16 protein-coding genes and 1 pseudogene are annotated in these 17,774 nt (G+C 43.0%); 10 read left to right on the top strand and 7 right to left on the bottom strand.

What is annotated here, in order from left to right; genetic code table 11:
• Positions 1–10 precede the first annotated feature (10 nt).
• The gene (locus KHN78_RS16535; RefSeq protein WP_211917321.1) at positions 11–1,246 is read right to left on the bottom strand and encodes an outer membrane protein transport protein; all 1,236 of its coding nucleotides are present in this window, start codon (positions 1,244–1,246) and stop codon (positions 11–13) included.
• A gap of 409 nt (positions 1,247–1,655) precedes the next feature.
• Between KHN78_RS16535 and KHN78_RS16530 the strand changes: the two genes are divergently transcribed.
• A complete protein-coding gene (locus tag KHN78_RS16530; protein ID WP_223917814.1) occupies positions 1,656–2,684 on the top strand; it encodes a site-2 protease family protein in 1,029 nt (342 codons plus the stop codon).
• Between the two features lie 161 nt (positions 2,685–2,845).
• On the opposite strand, the gene KHN78_RS16525 is transcribed toward KHN78_RS16530, so the two are convergent.
• Positions 2,846–3,634 carry a M48 family metallopeptidase gene (locus KHN78_RS16525; protein WP_211917317.1) on the bottom strand — a complete coding sequence of 263 codons (789 nt, stop codon included), beginning with the start codon at positions 3,632–3,634 and terminating at the stop codon, positions 2,846–2,848.
• A 183-nt stretch (positions 3,635–3,817) separates the two neighbouring features.
• Between KHN78_RS16525 and KHN78_RS16520 the strand changes: the two genes are divergently transcribed.
• The 5 genes from KHN78_RS16520 to cutA all read left to right on the top strand — a co-directional run bounded on the left by KHN78_RS16520 (position 3,818) and on the right by cutA (position 6,925).
• Complete coding sequence (locus KHN78_RS16520) at positions 3,818–4,258, top strand: hotdog fold thioesterase (protein ID WP_211917315.1); 441 nt, start codon at positions 3,818–3,820, stop codon at positions 4,256–4,258.
• 71 nt (positions 4,259–4,329) lie between these two features.
• On the top strand, positions 4,330–4,563 hold the full coding sequence (locus KHN78_RS16515; RefSeq protein ID WP_211917313.1) for a DUF3389 domain-containing protein: 234 nt from the start codon (positions 4,330–4,332) through the stop codon (positions 4,561–4,563).
• 78 nt (positions 4,564–4,641) lie between these two features.
• Positions 4,642–6,348: an SgrR family transcriptional regulator gene (locus KHN78_RS16510; protein WP_211917311.1), complete on the top strand. Its 1,707-nt coding sequence runs from the start codon at positions 4,642–4,644 to the stop codon at positions 6,346–6,348.
• Positions 6,332–6,583, top strand: a complete 252-nt coding sequence (locus tag KHN78_RS16505) for a hypothetical protein (protein WP_211917309.1) — start codon at positions 6,332–6,334, stop codon at positions 6,581–6,583. The genes KHN78_RS16510 and KHN78_RS16505 overlap by 17 nt, the downstream gene beginning before the upstream one ends.
• A gap of 9 nt (positions 6,584–6,592) precedes the next feature.
• Positions 6,593–6,925 carry a divalent-cation tolerance protein CutA gene (cutA, locus tag KHN78_RS16500; RefSeq protein ID WP_211917307.1) on the top strand — a complete coding sequence of 111 codons (333 nt, stop codon included), beginning with the start codon at positions 6,593–6,595 and terminating at the stop codon, positions 6,923–6,925.
• Here cutA and KHN78_RS16495 read toward each other — a convergent pair.
• Positions 6,887–7,483 carry a DUF2238 domain-containing protein gene (locus KHN78_RS16495; RefSeq protein ID WP_211917305.1) on the bottom strand — a complete coding sequence of 199 codons (597 nt, stop codon included), beginning with the start codon at positions 7,481–7,483 and terminating at the stop codon, positions 6,887–6,889. The genes cutA and KHN78_RS16495 overlap by 39 nt on opposite strands.
• Positions 7,484–7,620: 137 nt before the next feature.
• On the opposite strand from KHN78_RS16495, the pseudogene KHN78_RS16490 reads away from it, so the two are divergent.
• Positions 7,621–7,741 (top strand): annotated as a pseudogene (locus KHN78_RS16490) (isopenicillin N synthase family oxygenase); the annotation flags it as partial.
• A 137-nt stretch (positions 7,742–7,878) separates the two neighbouring features.
• The gene (locus tag KHN78_RS16485; RefSeq protein WP_211917303.1) at positions 7,879–8,499 is read left to right on the top strand and encodes a DNA-J related domain-containing protein; all 621 of its coding nucleotides are present in this window, start codon (positions 7,879–7,881) and stop codon (positions 8,497–8,499) included.
• Between the two features lie 99 nt (positions 8,500–8,598).
• Here KHN78_RS16485 and KHN78_RS16480 read toward each other — a convergent pair whose 3' ends face one another.
• The 4 genes from KHN78_RS16480 to tesA all read right to left on the bottom strand — a co-directional run bounded on the left by KHN78_RS16480 (position 8,599) and on the right by tesA (position 14,397).
• Positions 8,599–10,254 carry an ABC-ATPase domain-containing protein gene (locus KHN78_RS16480; RefSeq protein WP_211917301.1) on the bottom strand — a complete coding sequence of 552 codons (1,656 nt, stop codon included), beginning with the start codon at positions 10,252–10,254 and terminating at the stop codon, positions 8,599–8,601.
• Positions 10,255–10,326: 72 nt separating this feature from the next.
• Positions 10,327–12,237 carry an EAL domain-containing protein gene (locus tag KHN78_RS16475; RefSeq protein ID WP_211917299.1) on the bottom strand — a complete coding sequence of 637 codons (1,911 nt, stop codon included), beginning with the start codon at positions 12,235–12,237 and terminating at the stop codon, positions 10,327–10,329.
• 271 nt (positions 12,238–12,508) lie between these two features.
• Positions 12,509–13,711, bottom strand: a complete 1,203-nt coding sequence (gene fabV / locus KHN78_RS16470; protein WP_211917297.1) for an enoyl-ACP reductase FabV — start codon at positions 13,709–13,711, stop codon at positions 12,509–12,511.
• 83 nt (positions 13,712–13,794) lie between these two features.
• Positions 13,795–14,397, bottom strand: a complete 603-nt coding sequence (gene tesA / locus KHN78_RS16465) for a multifunctional acyl-CoA thioesterase I/protease I/lysophospholipase L1 (protein ID WP_211917295.1) — start codon at positions 14,395–14,397, stop codon at positions 13,795–13,797.
• On the opposite strand from tesA, the gene KHN78_RS16460 reads away from it, so the two are divergent.
• Positions 14,396–15,097, top strand: coding sequence for an ABC transporter ATP-binding protein (locus KHN78_RS16460; protein ID WP_211917293.1), 702 nt, complete (start codon positions 14,396–14,398; stop codon positions 15,095–15,097). The genes tesA and KHN78_RS16460 overlap by 2 nt on opposite strands.
• Entirely contained in the window at positions 15,088–17,544 is a 2,457-nt protein-coding gene (locus KHN78_RS16455) for an ABC transporter permease (RefSeq protein WP_211917291.1), read from the top strand. Before KHN78_RS16460 ends, KHN78_RS16455 begins: the two co-directional genes overlap by 10 nt.
• Positions 17,545–17,774: the final 230 nt, after the last annotated feature.

Raw genomic sequence — 17,774 nt, 5'->3', positions numbered from 1 at the left:
GTTAATCCCATTACTTGAATGTGTAGTTCATTTGTACAGCACTGATGTATGCTGAACCCTCTGAGTCAAAAGTAATCTCTTGATCTAGAGCGTTAGTCTCGGTAAACGAGCCTGATTTACTTTTAACGAATGCAAAGCCTGCATCAAAGGTTAGGTTTTCACGCATGGCATAAGTCACGCCTGCGCTGTACCAGAAACGATCGCTGTCTGGAATACTAAGGGTTGCTTTACCAGCTTGTTCATCGAACGCGATACCAGCACGAAGCGTCCATTCGCTGTTTAATGTATAGGTGCCACCAAATGAGTAACGATTGTTATCTTCGTACTTCTCCGGTTTATAGAAACAAACGCCACCCGCACAATCTGGGCTTGTCGCTTTTAGCTCTTTGAATGTGCTCCAATCGGTCTGTTGCCAACCGTAGTGAATTGCCCATTGATCATTCAGTTGATGGAACGCTGAAAGTTCGATAATCGACGGAAGAGATATTTGCAGTCGACCATCAACTTTTGGTGCGGAAGCGATCCCAGAGTCGTAGCTACTGAACTCACCATTATCGAAATCAAGGTCTACTTTTGAACGATAACCAAAGCCAAATCGGTTGTTCTCATTGAGTTCGAATAGGCCACCAATATTCCAACCCCAAGCGAATGTATCGCCTTCCATACCAATAAGTTTGTCTGATTTATTTCCGCCCAAGACACCCGCAAGCGCACCTTTGTGTCGTGTCAGCTCAGCTTGTGCGTAGACCAAGTTAATACCACCACCAACACTGAATTGTTCATTGACTCGGTATGCAATGTTAGGGTTGATGTTTACAGAAAGTAGAGAGGTATCACCGGCCATGTCACCTGCGGAGATATCATCTGGGTAGTCTGTCGCAACACCATACGTCGTAAACATGCCAATGCCCCATGCCCATTGGTCATTAATTGGACTGATGTAATAACCTGCTGGAACAACCTGAAGAGGGGCAACATCATCGGCGTGCTCTTTATGGAGCGTGTCATAGACGTTGACTTCCGGGTCAATAATAGACAGTGCGCCTGAGAATTGAGCTTCTTTGAAAAGTGTCATTGCGGCAGGGTTACGAGCTAATACGCTGGCATTGTCGGCAACCGCACCTTCACCTGAGAATGCTCTACCAAGACCAGATGCTGAGTGCTCAGCAACCTGAAAGCCCGCAGATTGGGCATTACACGCAAACAATATCGAAATCGTAAGCAGAGAGCAGTGCTTCTTGTTCATCCTTGACCCTCCTAGGGTGTCATTGTGCTAGACCGAAGTCTTTGTAATTGTTATGTAGCGTTTACATCCGTTGTTATGAGATAGACTTATAACTCTAATGTAACAATTATGTTAATTGCATGTTGGTCATCTTGTCAAAGTTTGAGGTCAAATTACGTTTTAAATTTGATGCATAGGTCAAACACGGTGCGGTAATGCCTTGTATTAGCGTTGTATTTTTAACAAGAATGGTAAGACCAGAAATATTTTGCTTATTTCACGTTAAATATGAACCTAATCCCATTGGATAGACACTTTCCGTTAAACCTAATAGCAGGCATAATCGCGGTTTCGTGTTTTGTCAGTAGAGTTTGCGTTGGAATTACTACACATTGAATTTTTAGGGAAACCACTTAGAGTTGAAGGCTCGATGGCCGGATGGCAACAACTATTTTGGGACAACACATTGGTATCGCAAATTGATGCCAGCGATGATGATTCAGGAACATCTAGCCATCATTTTAGATTAACATCTGGTGAAGATATTCTGCATTGTCAGGTTAAATGTGAGCTTAATTGGCAACCATTCCATTTTACCTATCAAGCGTTGGTGAATGATGATCTCGTGACCGAAGGTGTCAGAACCGAAAAAGATATTGAACGACAAGTACCTGTTGAAGCACCACCAGCAGAAAAGCGTTTTAGTATTATTGGCTTGGTTTCTCTAGGAATGAAAGCCCTAAAAAGTGCCAAAGTAATTAAGGTCGCGTTGGCTTCTGCTAGTTTAGCTGCGTATTCGTGGTTATTTTCTATTGAATTTGCGCTAGCGCTGGTTGCTTGTTTGGTTTTTCACGAATACGGCCATATTCGAGCCATGAAATACTTTGGAATGAAAACCAAAGGTATTTATCTCATTCCTTTTCTTGGTGGTTTAGCGCTTAGTGATGAGAAAATTAACACTCGTTGGCAAGATGTGGTGATTTCAATCATGGGGCCATTCTTTGGTCTGGTGTTGAGCATCGTATTAACAATAGTTTATTGGGTGACTGGTGAAGTAGTGTTCGCTGGCTTGGCTGTGTTTAATGCCTTGTTAAACCTTTTCAATCTTCTACCGATCTTGCCTTTGGATGGTGGACATGTATTGAAGAGTATCACTTTTTCAATGAACAGTTGGATTGGTCTAGTCGGGAGTATTCTAGCGGCGTTTCTGGGTATTTATATCAGTTATACCTTTGGTTTAACCTTGTTGGGATTCTTGCTGATGATGGGTATGTTGGAAGTGGTCATGGAATGGCGAACAAGGCATCACAGTCACTTATTGCCATTAACACGTTATGGTCAAGCATTCTCTTTTGCTTGGTATCTTGTCTCAGTCGGTGGCTTTATCGCCATTATTTGGTATTTTGCTGGCCTTGGGGACAGTCTGCTTGGTTTACCGTTACAAATACTCGGCACGTGATAGGCTGTAGCAAATCGGATGAAATCTTACTCATACTCATTCAATTTAGCTTGATCTCAGAAGTAACAGGCAAAGATAAAGCTCCGATTTTGGAGCTTTATCTATTTTGATGGTTTGGGTGTGTCGCGGGGATTACTCACACTTTCTGCATCTATATTTTTTTATCCACACTTTGGTGCTTTCACATTGTAAACTGGGAGTGTATTGATCGTAGTTTGAAGGTCTTTAATTCGAGTGCTGTGCGATGGGTGAGTCGAGAAAAACTCCGGAGGTTGAGAACCACCCGATGCTTTACCCATGTTTTTCCACAGATCGACACTTTGATTGGGGTTAAAGCCCGCTTTCGCCATGTATTTAAGACCGACAATATCTGCCTCTGATTCTTGGGTACGACCATAAGGTAAGATCACGCCATACTGAACGCCAAGGCCAAGCGCAGACATGGTGACTTGCTGATATTCTTTATATTCCGAAGCCCCAAGCGCAACGTTTGCGAGCGACAACCCCGCATTGGCTAATTGGCTTTGGGATAATCGCTCATTGCTGTGATCGGCCAATACGTGGGCAACTTCATGACCGATAACCGTCGCGAGTTGATCTTGGTTTTTGGCCACTTTCAATAAACCAGTGTAAACGCCGATTTTACCGCCAGGTAGAGCAAACGCATTGACTTGGTCACTGTCAAATACGACAACTTCCCATTCTTTAAAACCAGGTTGCGGTGGAATCGTGTCTGTAATGTGCTTCGCGACACACTGAACATACGCATTGGTCTTTTTATTTTTACTGATGGGGATTTCTTTCTTCATCTGCTCAAATGATTTTGCTCCAAGCGATGACATCTCAGAATCAGAAAACATCAGAATTTGATTTCGACCGGTAGGAGAAGAGCTACAAGCAGTTAAACCAGCGATTGTGAAAAGCATCGAGGCTTTAATCCATGTCCTCATTATAAACTCCATCTGTTTTTTGTTATGTGCCAATAGTATAGCGCCATCAATGAAGAAGTTAAGGGCTTTTCATTGTTGTGATAAATGTATTCTTGCGGCTTGAAGTTAACATGGATAAAAGACTATCCTAGGCGACACTTTTCGCCGTTTCACGGCCAGAATTCATTGAAAAAGAGCCCTCAAATGAGCATCTGGAAAAAGCCAATCAATTTAGACATTCTTAATGAGACCTCCAAAAATACCATGATGGAGCACTTACAAATTGTCTATACCGATTTTACTGACAATTCTCTTAGCGCCACTATGCCTGTGTGCAATTTTACTCATCAACCATTGGGGATGCTTCATGGTGGTGCATCCGTCGTACTTGCTGAGACGTTAGGTTCGCTAGCGGCAAACTTTTGTGTAGGCGAGGGAAGCTATTGTGTCGGGCTTGATATTAACGCGAATCATGTGCGAGCAATGCGCAGTGGCCATGTAATTGGAACCGCAGAACCTGTCCACCTAGGTGTGTCAACTCAGGTGTGGCAAATCAATATTACCGATGAACGCGAGCGTTTGGTTTGTACGAGTCGTTTAACTATTGCGGTAAAACATCACAGAGAAAAGTCGGCCCGCGACTAACAGGTTGAAAGGGAAGAAATTTAATAGGGAAGAGCGTTAATAGAAAAGAAAGTGAATAGGAAAAAGATTTGATGGTTATTGAATTTTCATTAGGCAAGATCATTGCAACCCAAAGAGAAGTGGTTATCAAACTAACGGGGGCTAGCATGGTCACTTTACAAGCACAGACGGACGCGATTCAGTTATTGGGTCGAGGAGCAAATGTGGTATTGGCCCATGGCGCGGAGACAAAGTGGTCGATAAAACTTGATAATGAAGAGCAAATTCGTCAATTGGCACAAGAAATTGGTATCGACGTTCAATAATGGTACGTCGGTATTTGCACTTTTTGCAAAAAATGAGGAAACTAAGTTTATCGTTATGAAAACTAAAATTTCCTCTTTATGAGCAGCCCTCGTTTACGTGTTCAATTTGAAACACTGTTTGAAAAATTCTCTGGTAATGACTCAGAAGTTCAACTTGAAGACATTACCGATGCACTCTTTTGTACTCGCCGTAATGCTCGGATTGTTTTAAACAAACTTGAAGAGGAGGGGTGGATTGAATGGCATCCTGCTGCAGGACGAGGCAAATTATCAACGCTTGTTTTTAAACGTAACCGCAACGATGTCAGTGAAAACCTTGCTCGTCGCTATCTTGATGAAGGTAAGATTGGTCAAGCATTAGACGCGCTTGATAACGACGCCGCAAAACTTACTCAGGTTATTCAAGGGTATTTAGGCTTACAACACCGTCAAGGTGAGCAAGTTGTTCGTTTGCCTTACTATCGTCCATTGTCGATGTTGAACCCTCAAAAGCCAATGCGCCGCTCGGAACAACATATTGCTCGTCAGGTTTTTAGCGGTTTGACTAAGCTTGATGAAAACGAACAGCTTCAACCGGATCTTGCTCACTATTGGGAAGCGTTGTCTGATAAACATTGGCGATTCTATTTACGTCGTGGGGTGCGTTTTCATAACGGGGAGCTTCTGACTACGAATTGCGTTATTGAAAGCATCGTCGCTTTAAGTGGCTTGAACCTGTTCTCTCATATCGAAAAAGTCGTCTCTTTAGAACCATGGACTGTCGATATCCACCTCGTGCGCCCAGATAAATATTTACCACTCGCACTTAGTGAATCTCAAGCGAAAGTTCTTTTGCCTAAAGCACTTCGTTCTGAGGAGTTTGATAGAAAACCAATCGGCACGGGGCCTTTCCAAGTTAAAGTCAATGATGAGAAACGCCTAATTCTGACCGCATTTGATGGTTATTTTGGTTATCGATCTTTACTTGATCAAGTAGAAGTGTGGGTTATCGATGAAGCCTACTCTTCAATGGTTTATCCCAGTTTATCTAAGCCTCAAATGGACAAGCAAGCCTCTACAGATGAAGTCGAACTTGATCCGGGCTGTACCTTTTTGCTGCTCAACAAAAACAACGGGATCGCTAAAGATCCTCGTTGGGCGGAGTTTTTAAGTCAAACATTGAACAGCTATCAAGTTTATTCTCATGTCCCACAAGATACCGTCATTGAGTTAGGTGTACTCCAAGCTTTTGGTTTGAAACCAGGATGGATTGATCTCAGACCATCAATGACAAGCGAGGTACCCCAATCGGATAAAAGCATCAGGGTTGCTTATCAAAAGAAACACCCAATGTTTCCGGTAATAGCCAAAGCAATCAAAACACTACTTAAACCCCACGGAATTGACGTGGCGTTTATTCGTTATGACACGCAACCACCAGAGCCAGAAGAAGTGGACGTTTGGATCAAAGCGATGGGCATTGCGACTAACCGTAATGACGCATTGGCTGGTTGGCTACTCGACTACAGTGACATTGATAAGTTTAGCGCGGGCTACGATTTTTCAGGTTGGTCAACGCTAGTGGACCAATGGAGAGCAGGACAACATAGTGATTTCCCTGCTCGAGAACTGGGCAGGCAGTTAGTAAAAAGTTGCCAAGTGATCCCTATGTTCCATTGTTGGCTTGGTGTGAACAAAGACCATAGTGGTGCCCTTCAAAACGCGAAGTGTAATGCACTTGGTTGGTTTGACTTTAGCCACGTATGGGTAAAACCAGAAATAGAGAAAAATGGCAAAACCGAATAAAAAACAGCCGGAAAAAACGGTCGAAATATACTGCGCTAAGTGCAAAGCTCAGTTATTCAAGTATCGAAAAGGAGGCAAGGGGGCGCTGGTCAAATGCTTCAAAGAACGTATTGTAGAAGATTTTACCCAGTTACCTTGTCTTTGCCCTAATTGCGGACAAGAGTTTGCTAGAGACACACTAGTTCGTGGAACGCCTGCATATAAAATGATTGGCGGCAAAGTGACGATGAAATAAGAGGTCATGATGAGTGAACAACATGAATACTGCATTGTACTGAGCACGGTAGGTACACAACAGAACCGTGATGAGATTGTTAAAGGTCTGCTCGAGTCAAAGTTGGCCGCTTGTATCCAAACCATGCCAATAGAGAGTCACTATGTGTGGAAAGGGGAAGTTTGCAGTGATAACGAATGGTTAATGGTGATAAAGACTCGGCGTGATCTATACGCATTAGTGGAAGATAAAATCAAAAACCTGCACGAATACGAAGTAGCTCAAATCGTACAGGTTCCAATTGTAGAGGGATTTAACCCTTATTTAGAATGGCTTCGCCAATCGACGTTGAGTTGTCAATAGAAGCAACGACACTATAGCTCCCATGGTGTCGCATAGCATGTCTTTCTGGGCGTCCCAAATATCACCTTGTGAGCCTAGAAAGGCAATTCCCTCATCGCCACCCGCGAGTGCAGCATACCACCACTCGATGATCTCATAACCGGCGGCCAAAGACATAATCGCAAACAATGCAAACCACGAGGCGAAGCTCGCACTGACTTTCTTTTTGTTGATTAAGAATTCAGCAATCGGATAGGCATATAATCCGATGGAGAAATGAGCGACTCGGTCAAAATTATTACGTTCAGAAGCAATTAAATTGTTAAACCAATCAAATGGCACATCTGCAAACGTGTACTTCGCTCCGATGGTGTGCAAGCAAAGCCAAATAAACATCAAAACGTATGCGGTATTGCTGAACTGATAACGTAAGGATATTGCCCAAATAGCGATAAGAATACCAATGGCTGGAACTATTTCTGCAAACCATACTGCACGTGAGCTTGGATCGAGTGCTGAAAATAGAAATATGACAGCGTAGAAAATGGTTAAACCCAATAAAGTAGAAACACTTCTCATAGAGTTTTTGATCCTTCAATTAAATCCTGACGATATATTACACTTAATTGAACGCTGTGCAATTGTTTGTTTCGCAAAAGTGATGATTACTGTTTATGTTGATATGTCGTCGAATAGCTCAACAATAAAATGTTAATTCACGCATCTCTCTCCCTCTCTTCCTACATCCAAAACCCAAAACCCGATACAGTGCTTTCTGAACGTTATACTGCTCACAGTTATCTGATGGAACGTTTGAGAGAGCTCGGCGTTATTTGACGGAACGAGTTTAAACTGGAAAGGCTGATGGTTTATGACTGTCAGCCTTTCTGGTTATGGTATAAATTTGGTTTAAAGTACATATTGAAGCCACGATCAATGCACCAAGTAGACCGAGTCAAACGAAAAGAGGGAGTATGGACGAAAGACAAGAGGTTAGCCAAAGTGGTCCGCAAAATATGGAAAACTCGTTATTGTGGCCGATTCTAGAAATCCTCAGCAAGCAACCGACAGGGTGGAAAGTCCATACGTTAGCACATGAATTAATGGAGCGCGGCTATATTGGCTTGCTTGATGCGTCTCCGGACTGCGATCTATTCAAGCGTAATTTCTTGATCATGAATGCACTCTACCATTTACAAGCTAACCTTTATCCAGAACGTTGGCTACAGGTCGTTGCAATGGACATTGCGTTGATGAATGTTAATGAGTCATCATGTGAGCCTATTGAGACCAATAATCCATTAAGGGAATATTACCTTGATTGGGATAACTACGAGGCCAATGAGGGAGAAGTCCACCGTTTATTGAATCAGTTTTGGCAGCAATATCAACGTTATATAGGTGGCGCTTCAAATAACGCTCTTAGCCGATCTAAAGCACTTTCACTTTTTGAACTTAACGCTAATGCGTCTAGTGGTGATATACGTAAGCAGTGGCGCAAGTTAGCTTTTCGTTGGCATCCAGATAAAGAAAATGGCGATGCCGAGCGATTTAAGGCCCTATGTGATGCGTGGAGTATTCTGAGAATAGAATAAAGGTCCAGATAATGTAGCCATAAATGGCAAATGAGTTTTGAGAGGTTAAAAGAAAAAGCAGCACCAGATGCTGCTTTTTCATTATTGGAATTAATCAGTTTAACAAGATGGTTTGAACTGAGATTTACGCATACGGTTTAGTGCCGCCATGACGTCCAAAGTACGAGGTTTCGCAAGATCACCTTGTTTAGGTAGGTTTGCGTACCATTCGCCCGTCAGCATTTCCTCAATCTCTTTCGCTGGGTTGTCACACCATCCTGGTAGCTGCGCTAATTGGAACCATAACCAGCCAATGGTATTCACTTCACTCGCAGATTCTAATTGCTCAAGTGCACTTAAATCAGCGAATTCCTTACCAAAACGTAGAGAATCTTTGCCTTTGGCGCTAACTCGGAATTTTCCATCAAGCAGAATATTCATCAGAGCAACTCGGTTTAGAGCGCGTGGACGGAACGTTTTTAGGCTTTCTTCCGATTCGTTGTGACGTTGAGTAGGGTGCTGTGCAATGACCTGTTTTGCTTTTTCTGTTACATCAACCGCTTGGTAATCATGCATTTGGATAACGGTATTTGCAACGTCCAGGTAATCACCTGATCCGCCCATAACGATAATGGTTGAAATCTCCAGTTCGTCACGTAATTGGCCGATGCGATCAACCAACGGGGTGATTGGCTCATCTCCTTTTGCAACCAATGCTTGCATACGTTCATCGCGAATCATAAAGTTGGTTGCCGATGTATCTTCATCAATAAGCAGAGAGCTTGCTCCTGCCTCGATAGACTCTTGTAGCCATGCAGCCTGAGAGGTAGAACCCGACGCGTCTTGAGTCGAGAAATCTGCTGTATCTTTACCCATTGGTAAGTGGTTGATGTAATTAGACAGATTCAAATGGTGTACGCAGCGACCATCTTCCGCACGGATCTTCATCGCGTTATGGTCTGTAACGATGTACTCACGGCCATCACCAGGAATGTGGTCATAAATTGAACGTTCAATGGCATTTAAAAGCGTCGATTTACCATGGAAACCGCCGCCAACAATCAACGTGATACCTTTAGGAATGCCTAAACCCGTAATGTGGCCTTTGTTTGGTGCGTGCAGTGTTACTTGTAGTGCCGCTGGTGCCTTGAATTCAACGGCATCTTTCATTGGTAGGTCACAGTTACCTGCGATACGTGGTAAAACACTACCATTTGCTACAAACGCAACTAAACCATTCACTTCTAACTGTTCTCGAAGTGCCGCTTGGTCTTCGATTACCTGACAGTGTTCAATCATTGCTTGTTTATCCAACTCACGCTCAAGTGTCGCGCGGCGAATGAACTTTGGTAAGTGGAAAGTCAGGATATTGATGGTCTTTTTACCAAGAACAGATCGACCATCTGCTGGCAAATTCACACGAAAACGCAGTTCGATACCTTCTTCAGTAAATACGACCGCAGTATTATCCAATACCGTTTGACCACTCAGTGCGATAGATACTGAGTTTTCTTGTTTCGCAAACTGTTCAAAACTACGTGCAATAAAGTCACGTGCAGCACGTTGATATGCTGGAGATTCATCTTTTAACCATTCAAGGCCGGTTAATGACCATGCTCGAGTGGCACGCAAACGAGAAGGTGAAGCGTACGGGTCACCTTGAACGTGATCGATATGCAGGTTGAAATCACCGAAGTCGAACTGACCTTTGATTTGTTGGTAAGCACGATAGTTCTGCTTTTCGATTTTTTTTAGCGTGGCAGTCAACTGATCCATGAAGATATTGGCCTTTTTATTAGAAGCGGGTCGCGATTATAGAAACCACCGCAAGCAGAGTAAAGAAATTGCTTATGAAGAATAGGTGTATTGACCACCTAAGAGGTTTTGACTATACAAACTTTGTTCAAATTCATTGCTAGACATCGGTTTTCCATATAAGAAGCCTTGTCCAATGTCACATCCCTCACCAATTAAAAATTGCTCTTGTTGGGTTGATTCAATGCCCTCTATAACAACTTGCAAGTCCAACTTCTTAGCGATGTGAATAATTGAACAGATGATAGCTCGGTCATCGTCAGACTTTTCCATTTGATGCACAAAACTCTTATCAATTTTGATTGCGTCAAAAGGGTACTTTTTCAAATAGCTAAATGACGCGTAGCCAGTTCCAAAATCATCAAGTGACAACGTCACTCCAAGGTCGTGTAATTTATTCAAAGTATTTCGAGCAACAACTTCGTCTGCTATCAGAGCGCTCTCCGTGACTTCCAACTCAAGAAACTTAGCGGGTAAATGGAAGCTATCGAGTAGATGTTCAATTTGTTCTGCAAAATTTACGTTTTGTAATTGAATTGGAGATACGTTGACGGCAATTCTAAAGTTATCAATGATCTCAGACCATTGTTTTGCTTTATCTATTGCAGTACGTAAAACAAATGAACCGACTTCGAAAATCAATCCATTTTGTTCCGCCATATGAATGAGTGCTTCATTAGAAATATCACCGAGCACTGGGTGACGCCAACGTAATAGTGCTTCAGCGCCAATCCATTTGTGCGTGTGAGGTAACACCTTGGGTTGGAAATAAAGCATTAAGTCATCATTGCGAACCGCTTGAAGAAGGTAGCTCTCTAACTGATTGTGGTGATGTAGATCATGAATATGATTATCGCTAAAAACACAGCTCGTTTCGCCTGATTCTTTGCAAAGAAGCATGGCATGACAGGCATTTTGCAGCAATTGTTTAGCATTATTGCCTTGTTTGGCTTGTGCGATCCCAATATACGAATGTAGGTGTACCTCAGTGTTGTCTATAGGGAAATTGCCAAGGCTCACATGTGATATGTCGTCAACTAAGTGTTGCACTTTCAATTCTAATTCTTCTCCCCACATAAGAATAACAAGATCATTAGAGCTTGGCCTTCCTGTTACGAAATAACTCGATTCGTTGTGGCCCAAGCGAAATCGAAACTCTTTTAATACTTGGTCAAATGCCTCAAAACCATACTTGGTTTGAATGCTGCGTGCATTAGTAAAGCCCACATCAATGACGACTAATGTTTCGGCATTATGATCAAATGATTCAAGCGTTTCATCTAAGACTTCCTCTAACGCCGCACGATTCAAAAATCCAGTACCTTGATCATGCGTTTTCTGATAACTGACTTGGCGCTCTGCGGCTTTTCGTCGGTCAATTTCTTTATCTAAGGAATAACTTAACTGTGCGAGATCTGTCGTACGAGTTTCGACTCGGTTTTTCAGTTCACTATTGAGTCGAAGCAATTTATGTTGTTGATATACAACGGCAAGTTGGGCCTCAATCGCATCTTTAAATGTGTTGAGCAGTTGTCGATAGGTGTCCGTATAACGATTTTCTTTAGAGTCAAGCATGCAGATTGTGCCAAATGTTTCCCCATTAGGCCAAAAAAGGGGCAATCCACAGTAAGAAATCATACCAAATTTGATATCGGGGTTATTGCACCAAACTTTATCAGGTAGTGCATTCACTACGATGAGTTCGCGTTTGTTTTCAATGACGTGTTCACAATACAACCCGTGACCCAACGCTTCTTTATCACCAACGTGGTAGGGGTTGTTATTTGTTTCACTGGATGTGCTAACTTCAATATGATTTTGATGTACACGCATAATCAAACTGGTAGGGACTTCGGCGATTTGTGCAATCAAATTGACGATGTTCTGCCAATTTTTCTGCATAGATGCAGGTATCTCATAGTCTAATGTTTGAAACGCTGCCATTTAAGTTTTCCTTTCCTTTCATTTCACATCCTGTGATTCACCCTTGTGAATACATAAAAGTGTGGCTAAAAACGCTCACCGTTACTTTTACGTAACTAGCTCAATTATAGTTTTACGTAACTCGCTTAATTATAGAGTTGCGGGATTGTGAGATAAAAAAAAAGCCCGGAAAACTGCTCTGGGCTTACATTTATTTAACATGTTCTCTAAGATGAGACGCTACGCTTCACACTTTATAACTAAAAACTATGTTGAGTGCAGTTTGGTTTTATTACGGTTTTAGTTTTTTTAGTGTTTTTAACGAAATGTCTTGTGAGTAATCGATATCTGAAAAATTGAAACCATTTAGCTTCATAAATTCATCTTTAAAGCCAGCGTAATCACCAAGTTCTTTAAAGTTACTCGCATTCATTTGCTCTAGTAATTCAGAAACTTGTTTTTGCACTTCAGGGTCCAATTCTAGGTCGTCAATTCGAATCAAACGTTCACCATCAACGGGTACTTTGCTTTGGCCGTCGTATAGTTTAGTAGTAAACAAACGCTGCATTTGTTCGATGCATCGCTCATGAGTGCCTTTCTCTTTCATAACGCGATAAAGCGCGAGTAAGTATGGAGTTAAAGTAGGGATAAACACACTTGCTTTGGTGACCAGAGCCTTACATACGGTTGCGTATGCTCCGCCATTAAAATTCGCTAATTTGAGGTTAAGCGCGTGGCTAGTTTGGTGTAAATCTACCTTAGCACGCCCAAGAGTACCATCTAGGTAGATAGGGTGGGTAACTTCTGGCCCCATATAAGAAAAAGCAATCGTCTTACATCCCTCTGCTAGGGATTCAGCATTAATTAAGGTGTCGATCCAACTTTCCCAATCAGCACCGCCCATTACTTTGATCGTCGCTTCTGCTTCGTCTTCAGTGGCAGGCTTAAGCGTGGATTCAACCCATTGGTCGTTTTCAAGCATGATGGATGCACCGGTAACGGATTCACCAATCGGTTTGATAACACTACGCCAAAGCTCTTCAGAATCAGGATTAGGACGAACGCCCGTCGCTAAGCTATAAATCACTAAATCTACTTCACCCTCAAAGTAGGTTTCAATGGCTTCGATAACTTGGGTACGCACAGAATTCGAAAAAGCATCGCCGATGATATTAATCGCGGTTCGTCCGTGGTGAGTCGCTTCATCCTTAAAATAAATATTGTTGTACCAACCAGCACTGCCAACGCCTTTATCTGATGGCCCTCTTTCAAATGAAACGCCAATTGTGTCAGCTTCTGCCCCACCAAATGTAAGGGCAATACGAGCGGCTAAGCCAAAACCGGAGGAAGCCCCAATAATCAACACTCGTTTTGGGCCTTGTTTGATCTGTGGCGCCTGTTTAACGTAGTCGATTTGCTCTTTAATGGAAGCTCGGCACCCATACGGATGTGCTGAACGAGCGACAACACCTTGAATTAACGGTTCTATTTGCATTTTTATTATCTAACCTTGGTGAATAAGATTCAGATAAGGTTAACGTAAAGTTTGGTAAAACTTATTGAGCTAGACCAGTAAAATTAGAGATGTTTAAGCAATTCTTGAGCAATAAAGTCAGCGATGAATGGTTGGGCTTCTGGCTTTGGATGCAGGCCGTCATCCATCATCCATTCCGGTTTTATGATGATATGTTCAAGAAAGAATGGCATCAGAGCGACTTGTTGATGCTCAGCCAGTTTAGGATAAATATCATAGAACATGTCGCTATAGCGTTTGCCGTAATTGGGTGGAACACGAATTTGCATCATGACGACTTCGGCACCAGAATCTTTGATCAGAGTAATCATTTTTGAAAGATTCGACGTAATAAGTGTTGGAGGAAAGCCTCGCAAGCCGTCATTTGCACCGAGTTCGATTAAAACCATATCAGGCGTATGTTGCTCTAGTAGCTGTGGAAGACGAGCTAGCCCATTTCCTGTTGTGTCGCCAGAGATGCTTCCGTTTACAACTTTTACATCTTGGCCATGTTCTAACAACACACCAGGGAGTAAGCTAGGCCAACTCTCCTCAATTGGCATTTGATAACCAGCGCTTAAGCTGTCGCCTAAAACAAGTAACTTTTCGTTCGCATACGCGGTAACGGAAAGGCAAAGAAAAAGAACTAAGGAAAGTAAACGAATCATGCAAACACCTGTACTTAATGCACCTATTGTTCAAGCTAATGTGGTTTCAAAACAAGTCTCTACTAATCAAGAGCAATTAACAATCCTAAAAAATGTAAATGTTGACATAAGAAAGGGTGAAAAGATTGCCATTGTTGGCACGTCAGGAGCCGGTAAATCAACATTAATGACCTTGCTCGCAGGTTTGGACGTACCGACCTCTGGCGAAATTACGTTGCTAGGCCATGAGCTTTCTAAATTAGACGACGAAGCGAGAGCAAAGATTCGAGCTAAATCCCTGGGTTTTGTTTTTCAAAGCTTCCTACTTATCCCGAGTTTAAGCGCTTTACGCAATGTCACTCTTCCTTGCCTATTACGGGGTGAAGCAGAAAATGATGCAAGAGCGACACAATTGTTGACGGCCGTAGGATTAGAAAACCGGTTGGATCACTTACCCAGTCAACTCTCTGGGGGAGAGCAGCAGCGAGTAGCACTTGCCCGCGCATTTATGACGCAACCAGAATTGCTTTTTGCTGATGAGCCAACAGGCAACTTAGATCACCAAACGGCTGACAAGGTCATAGAATTGTTGTTCGAGTTAAATGAAGAACACGGAACAACGTTGATCTTAGTAACACATGACCGCCACTTAGCCAGTCGCTGTGATCGGGTATATCGAATGGAAGCAGGGGAGATCTATGAGGAGGTAACATGTCCGTGATCTCTTCAAGTGAAACGAATTCGCGCGTAGCCAACCCTACACAGAATCACTCTCCAAATAAGAGCTTGGTCCGTTGGAGCTTTGGTGAAATACGTCAAGGAAACCTTTGGCCTATCAGTGTTGCTTTGATTTTGGTGATTGCCAGTATCTTTGCGTTATCAGCACTCGCAGAGCGCATGGAGCAAGTCATCGTTAAACAAGGTAAAGATGCACTGACCGCCGACGCGGTGTTTGTTTCCGCGAATCCAATTCCAGAGTCATTGTTGTCAGCAACAGACAAATTAGAGCGTGCGACCATGACGCGCTTTGCTACGATGGCATTTAGCGATACGGGGATGCAACTGATTTCCGTTCGAGCAGTGGATGAGCAATATCCATTGATGGGGGAATTGGTATTAGAAAACAGTGAATCCGGACCAATTCAAGCGTCTCAACTTTGGTTGGATGATCGCATCATGGCTCAACTTGATGTGGATAATGGTGACGTTGTCACTATTGGTGATGCTGATTTTACTGTGTCGGGTGCGGTTCTGATGGAACCAGGCCTAAGCTTTAATCCTTTCCAACAAATGCCATCGGCATACATTCACCAAAGCGACGTAGCAAAAACCGGCGCGATTCAAGTTGGTAGCCGAGTACAATATCGCCTTTTTCTTAAAGGGGACGATGGGGTGATAAGCCAACTTCAAGAGAGTACAGAGCTATCACCAAGTGATCGTTGGAGAACTCAAGATACAGCAAGCCGCAGCAATGAGGTATTTGAGCGTACGACTCAATATCTGTCTTTAACGGTCGCGATTGTGATTATTATGGCTGCAACGACACTGGTTTTAACTTGCCAGAATTATGTGAACAGCCGTACACAAACCATTGCTATGTTAAAAAGTCTCGGAGCCAGTCGTCGTTGGATAGAGAAATGGCTTTTAATTCAGGTGTCTATTCTTCTAGTGAGTGCTAGTGCAGTTGGGCTTCTGTTAGGCAGCGGGCTTGAGTATTTGTTGAGGATTCCTTTATCGGAATTATTACCTAATCCACTACCTAGTTACGGTGTCACTCCATTTTTAACGTCGGTGGTTTCAGCATTGTTAATTACTGTGCCAGCGTTAGGGATTCCATTACTCGGTCTTATCAAGACGCCAGCATTGGAAGTGCTGCAACAAGGTAGTCGTCATCGATCTTGGAAGCACATGGTATTGGTGTTGGTTCCGTTGATACCACTTCTCGTGTTATACGCGAACAACACCTTGGTCTGGATTGTCCTTGCTGCGATTGCTGCATTATTTGTTTTGCTTGCTGTTGTCAGTGTGTTGATAACCAAATTTCTCGCAAATATCTCAACTCGCCCAGCTATGAAATTGGCGCTCAGTCGAATAAATAGAACACCGGTAACCAGTGGATTGCAGTTTGGTGCTCTGTCACTTTCACTTATGTTACTGTCAATCATCTGGTTGGTGCGTAGCGATATTTTGGCGGACTGGTCAAGAACACTTCCTGCCGATGCGCCTAATGTTTTTGCGTTAAACATTGCTGACTATGAATTGGCAAGCTATTTAGAAACACTTGATGCCAATGGCGTGACAAGGTCACAAGCATTTCCAATCATTAGAGGTCGACTCGCGGAAATTAACGGTCAAAACGTCAAAGAGATGGAGTTTGCTGGTGGTGGATCAGATGCCATTCGAAGAGAGCTGAACCTTACTTGGGGCGATACGTTACCCGAGTACAATGACATACTCGAGGGGGATTGGAGCAATAAGGCGAGTGTTTCCGTGGAAGCGCAAGTTGCCTCTGATTTAGAGATCCAACTCGGCGACACGCTGCGATTTGTTATTAATAGCCAAAACTTTGATGCTACCGTAGACAGTATTCGCCACGTGGAATGGCGTGATATGAAACCGAACTTCTATTTCATCTTTTCATCAGATGTTATGGCAAGTCTACCGGGATCTTATTTGATCAGTTACCGAATCAATGACGATAATGAAGCACTACTTACCTCAATGTCGCGCGCGCATCCAACCGTTTCCGTACTCGATATCCGCACCATGGGTGACAAAATCCAAGCGCTTATCCAACAGATCGTGTCTGCCATTACCATTCTTGCTCTGTTGGGTGTGGTAGCAGGACTCTTACTGATATTCACACTGCTACGTTTAAGCCTTTCTCAACGTCAGCAAGAGATTCGCCTATATCGAACATTAGGTTCGAGCAAAAAACGAATCAATACCACATTGTGGGCGGAATACGGCATTATGGCGTTTGTTGCCAGTGGCGTTGCTGCATTGGCCGCTGAGTTGTGTGTGGCTGCGGTGATGACGTATGGCTTCGACCTTAAACCGCAAATTCATCCGGAATTGTGGATAGCTTTACCGACGGCAACGTTTGCGGTACTTGCACTCGTTGTAATGAGTCTTCTGAAAAGATTGTTAACGCCAGTAAGCACTTAAACGAAAGCTAGTCAACACGTAGCGCGCCCCCTCATGACAGTTTTATTCCAGTTATCCACAAAAACGGTGGATAACTTTATGGATAACTGGATGGGTTCAAATGGGGAGGATTTCCGCAGGCTTTGTGCCGTGGGTGATAGCGGAAAGATGTTATTCACACAAGTTAAAAAACGCGTCTCACCAATAGCCTCGTCAAGCATTTTTTTCGAAAATTTGAGTTCCAAATTGAG

The sequence above is a fragment of the Vibrio sp. B1REV9 genome, from assembly GCF_905175395.2.
Classification (GTDB): Bacteria; Pseudomonadota; Gammaproteobacteria; order Enterobacterales; family Vibrionaceae; genus Vibrio; species Vibrio alfacsensis.
This window is presented reverse-complemented; position numbering and strand designations above follow the sequence as displayed.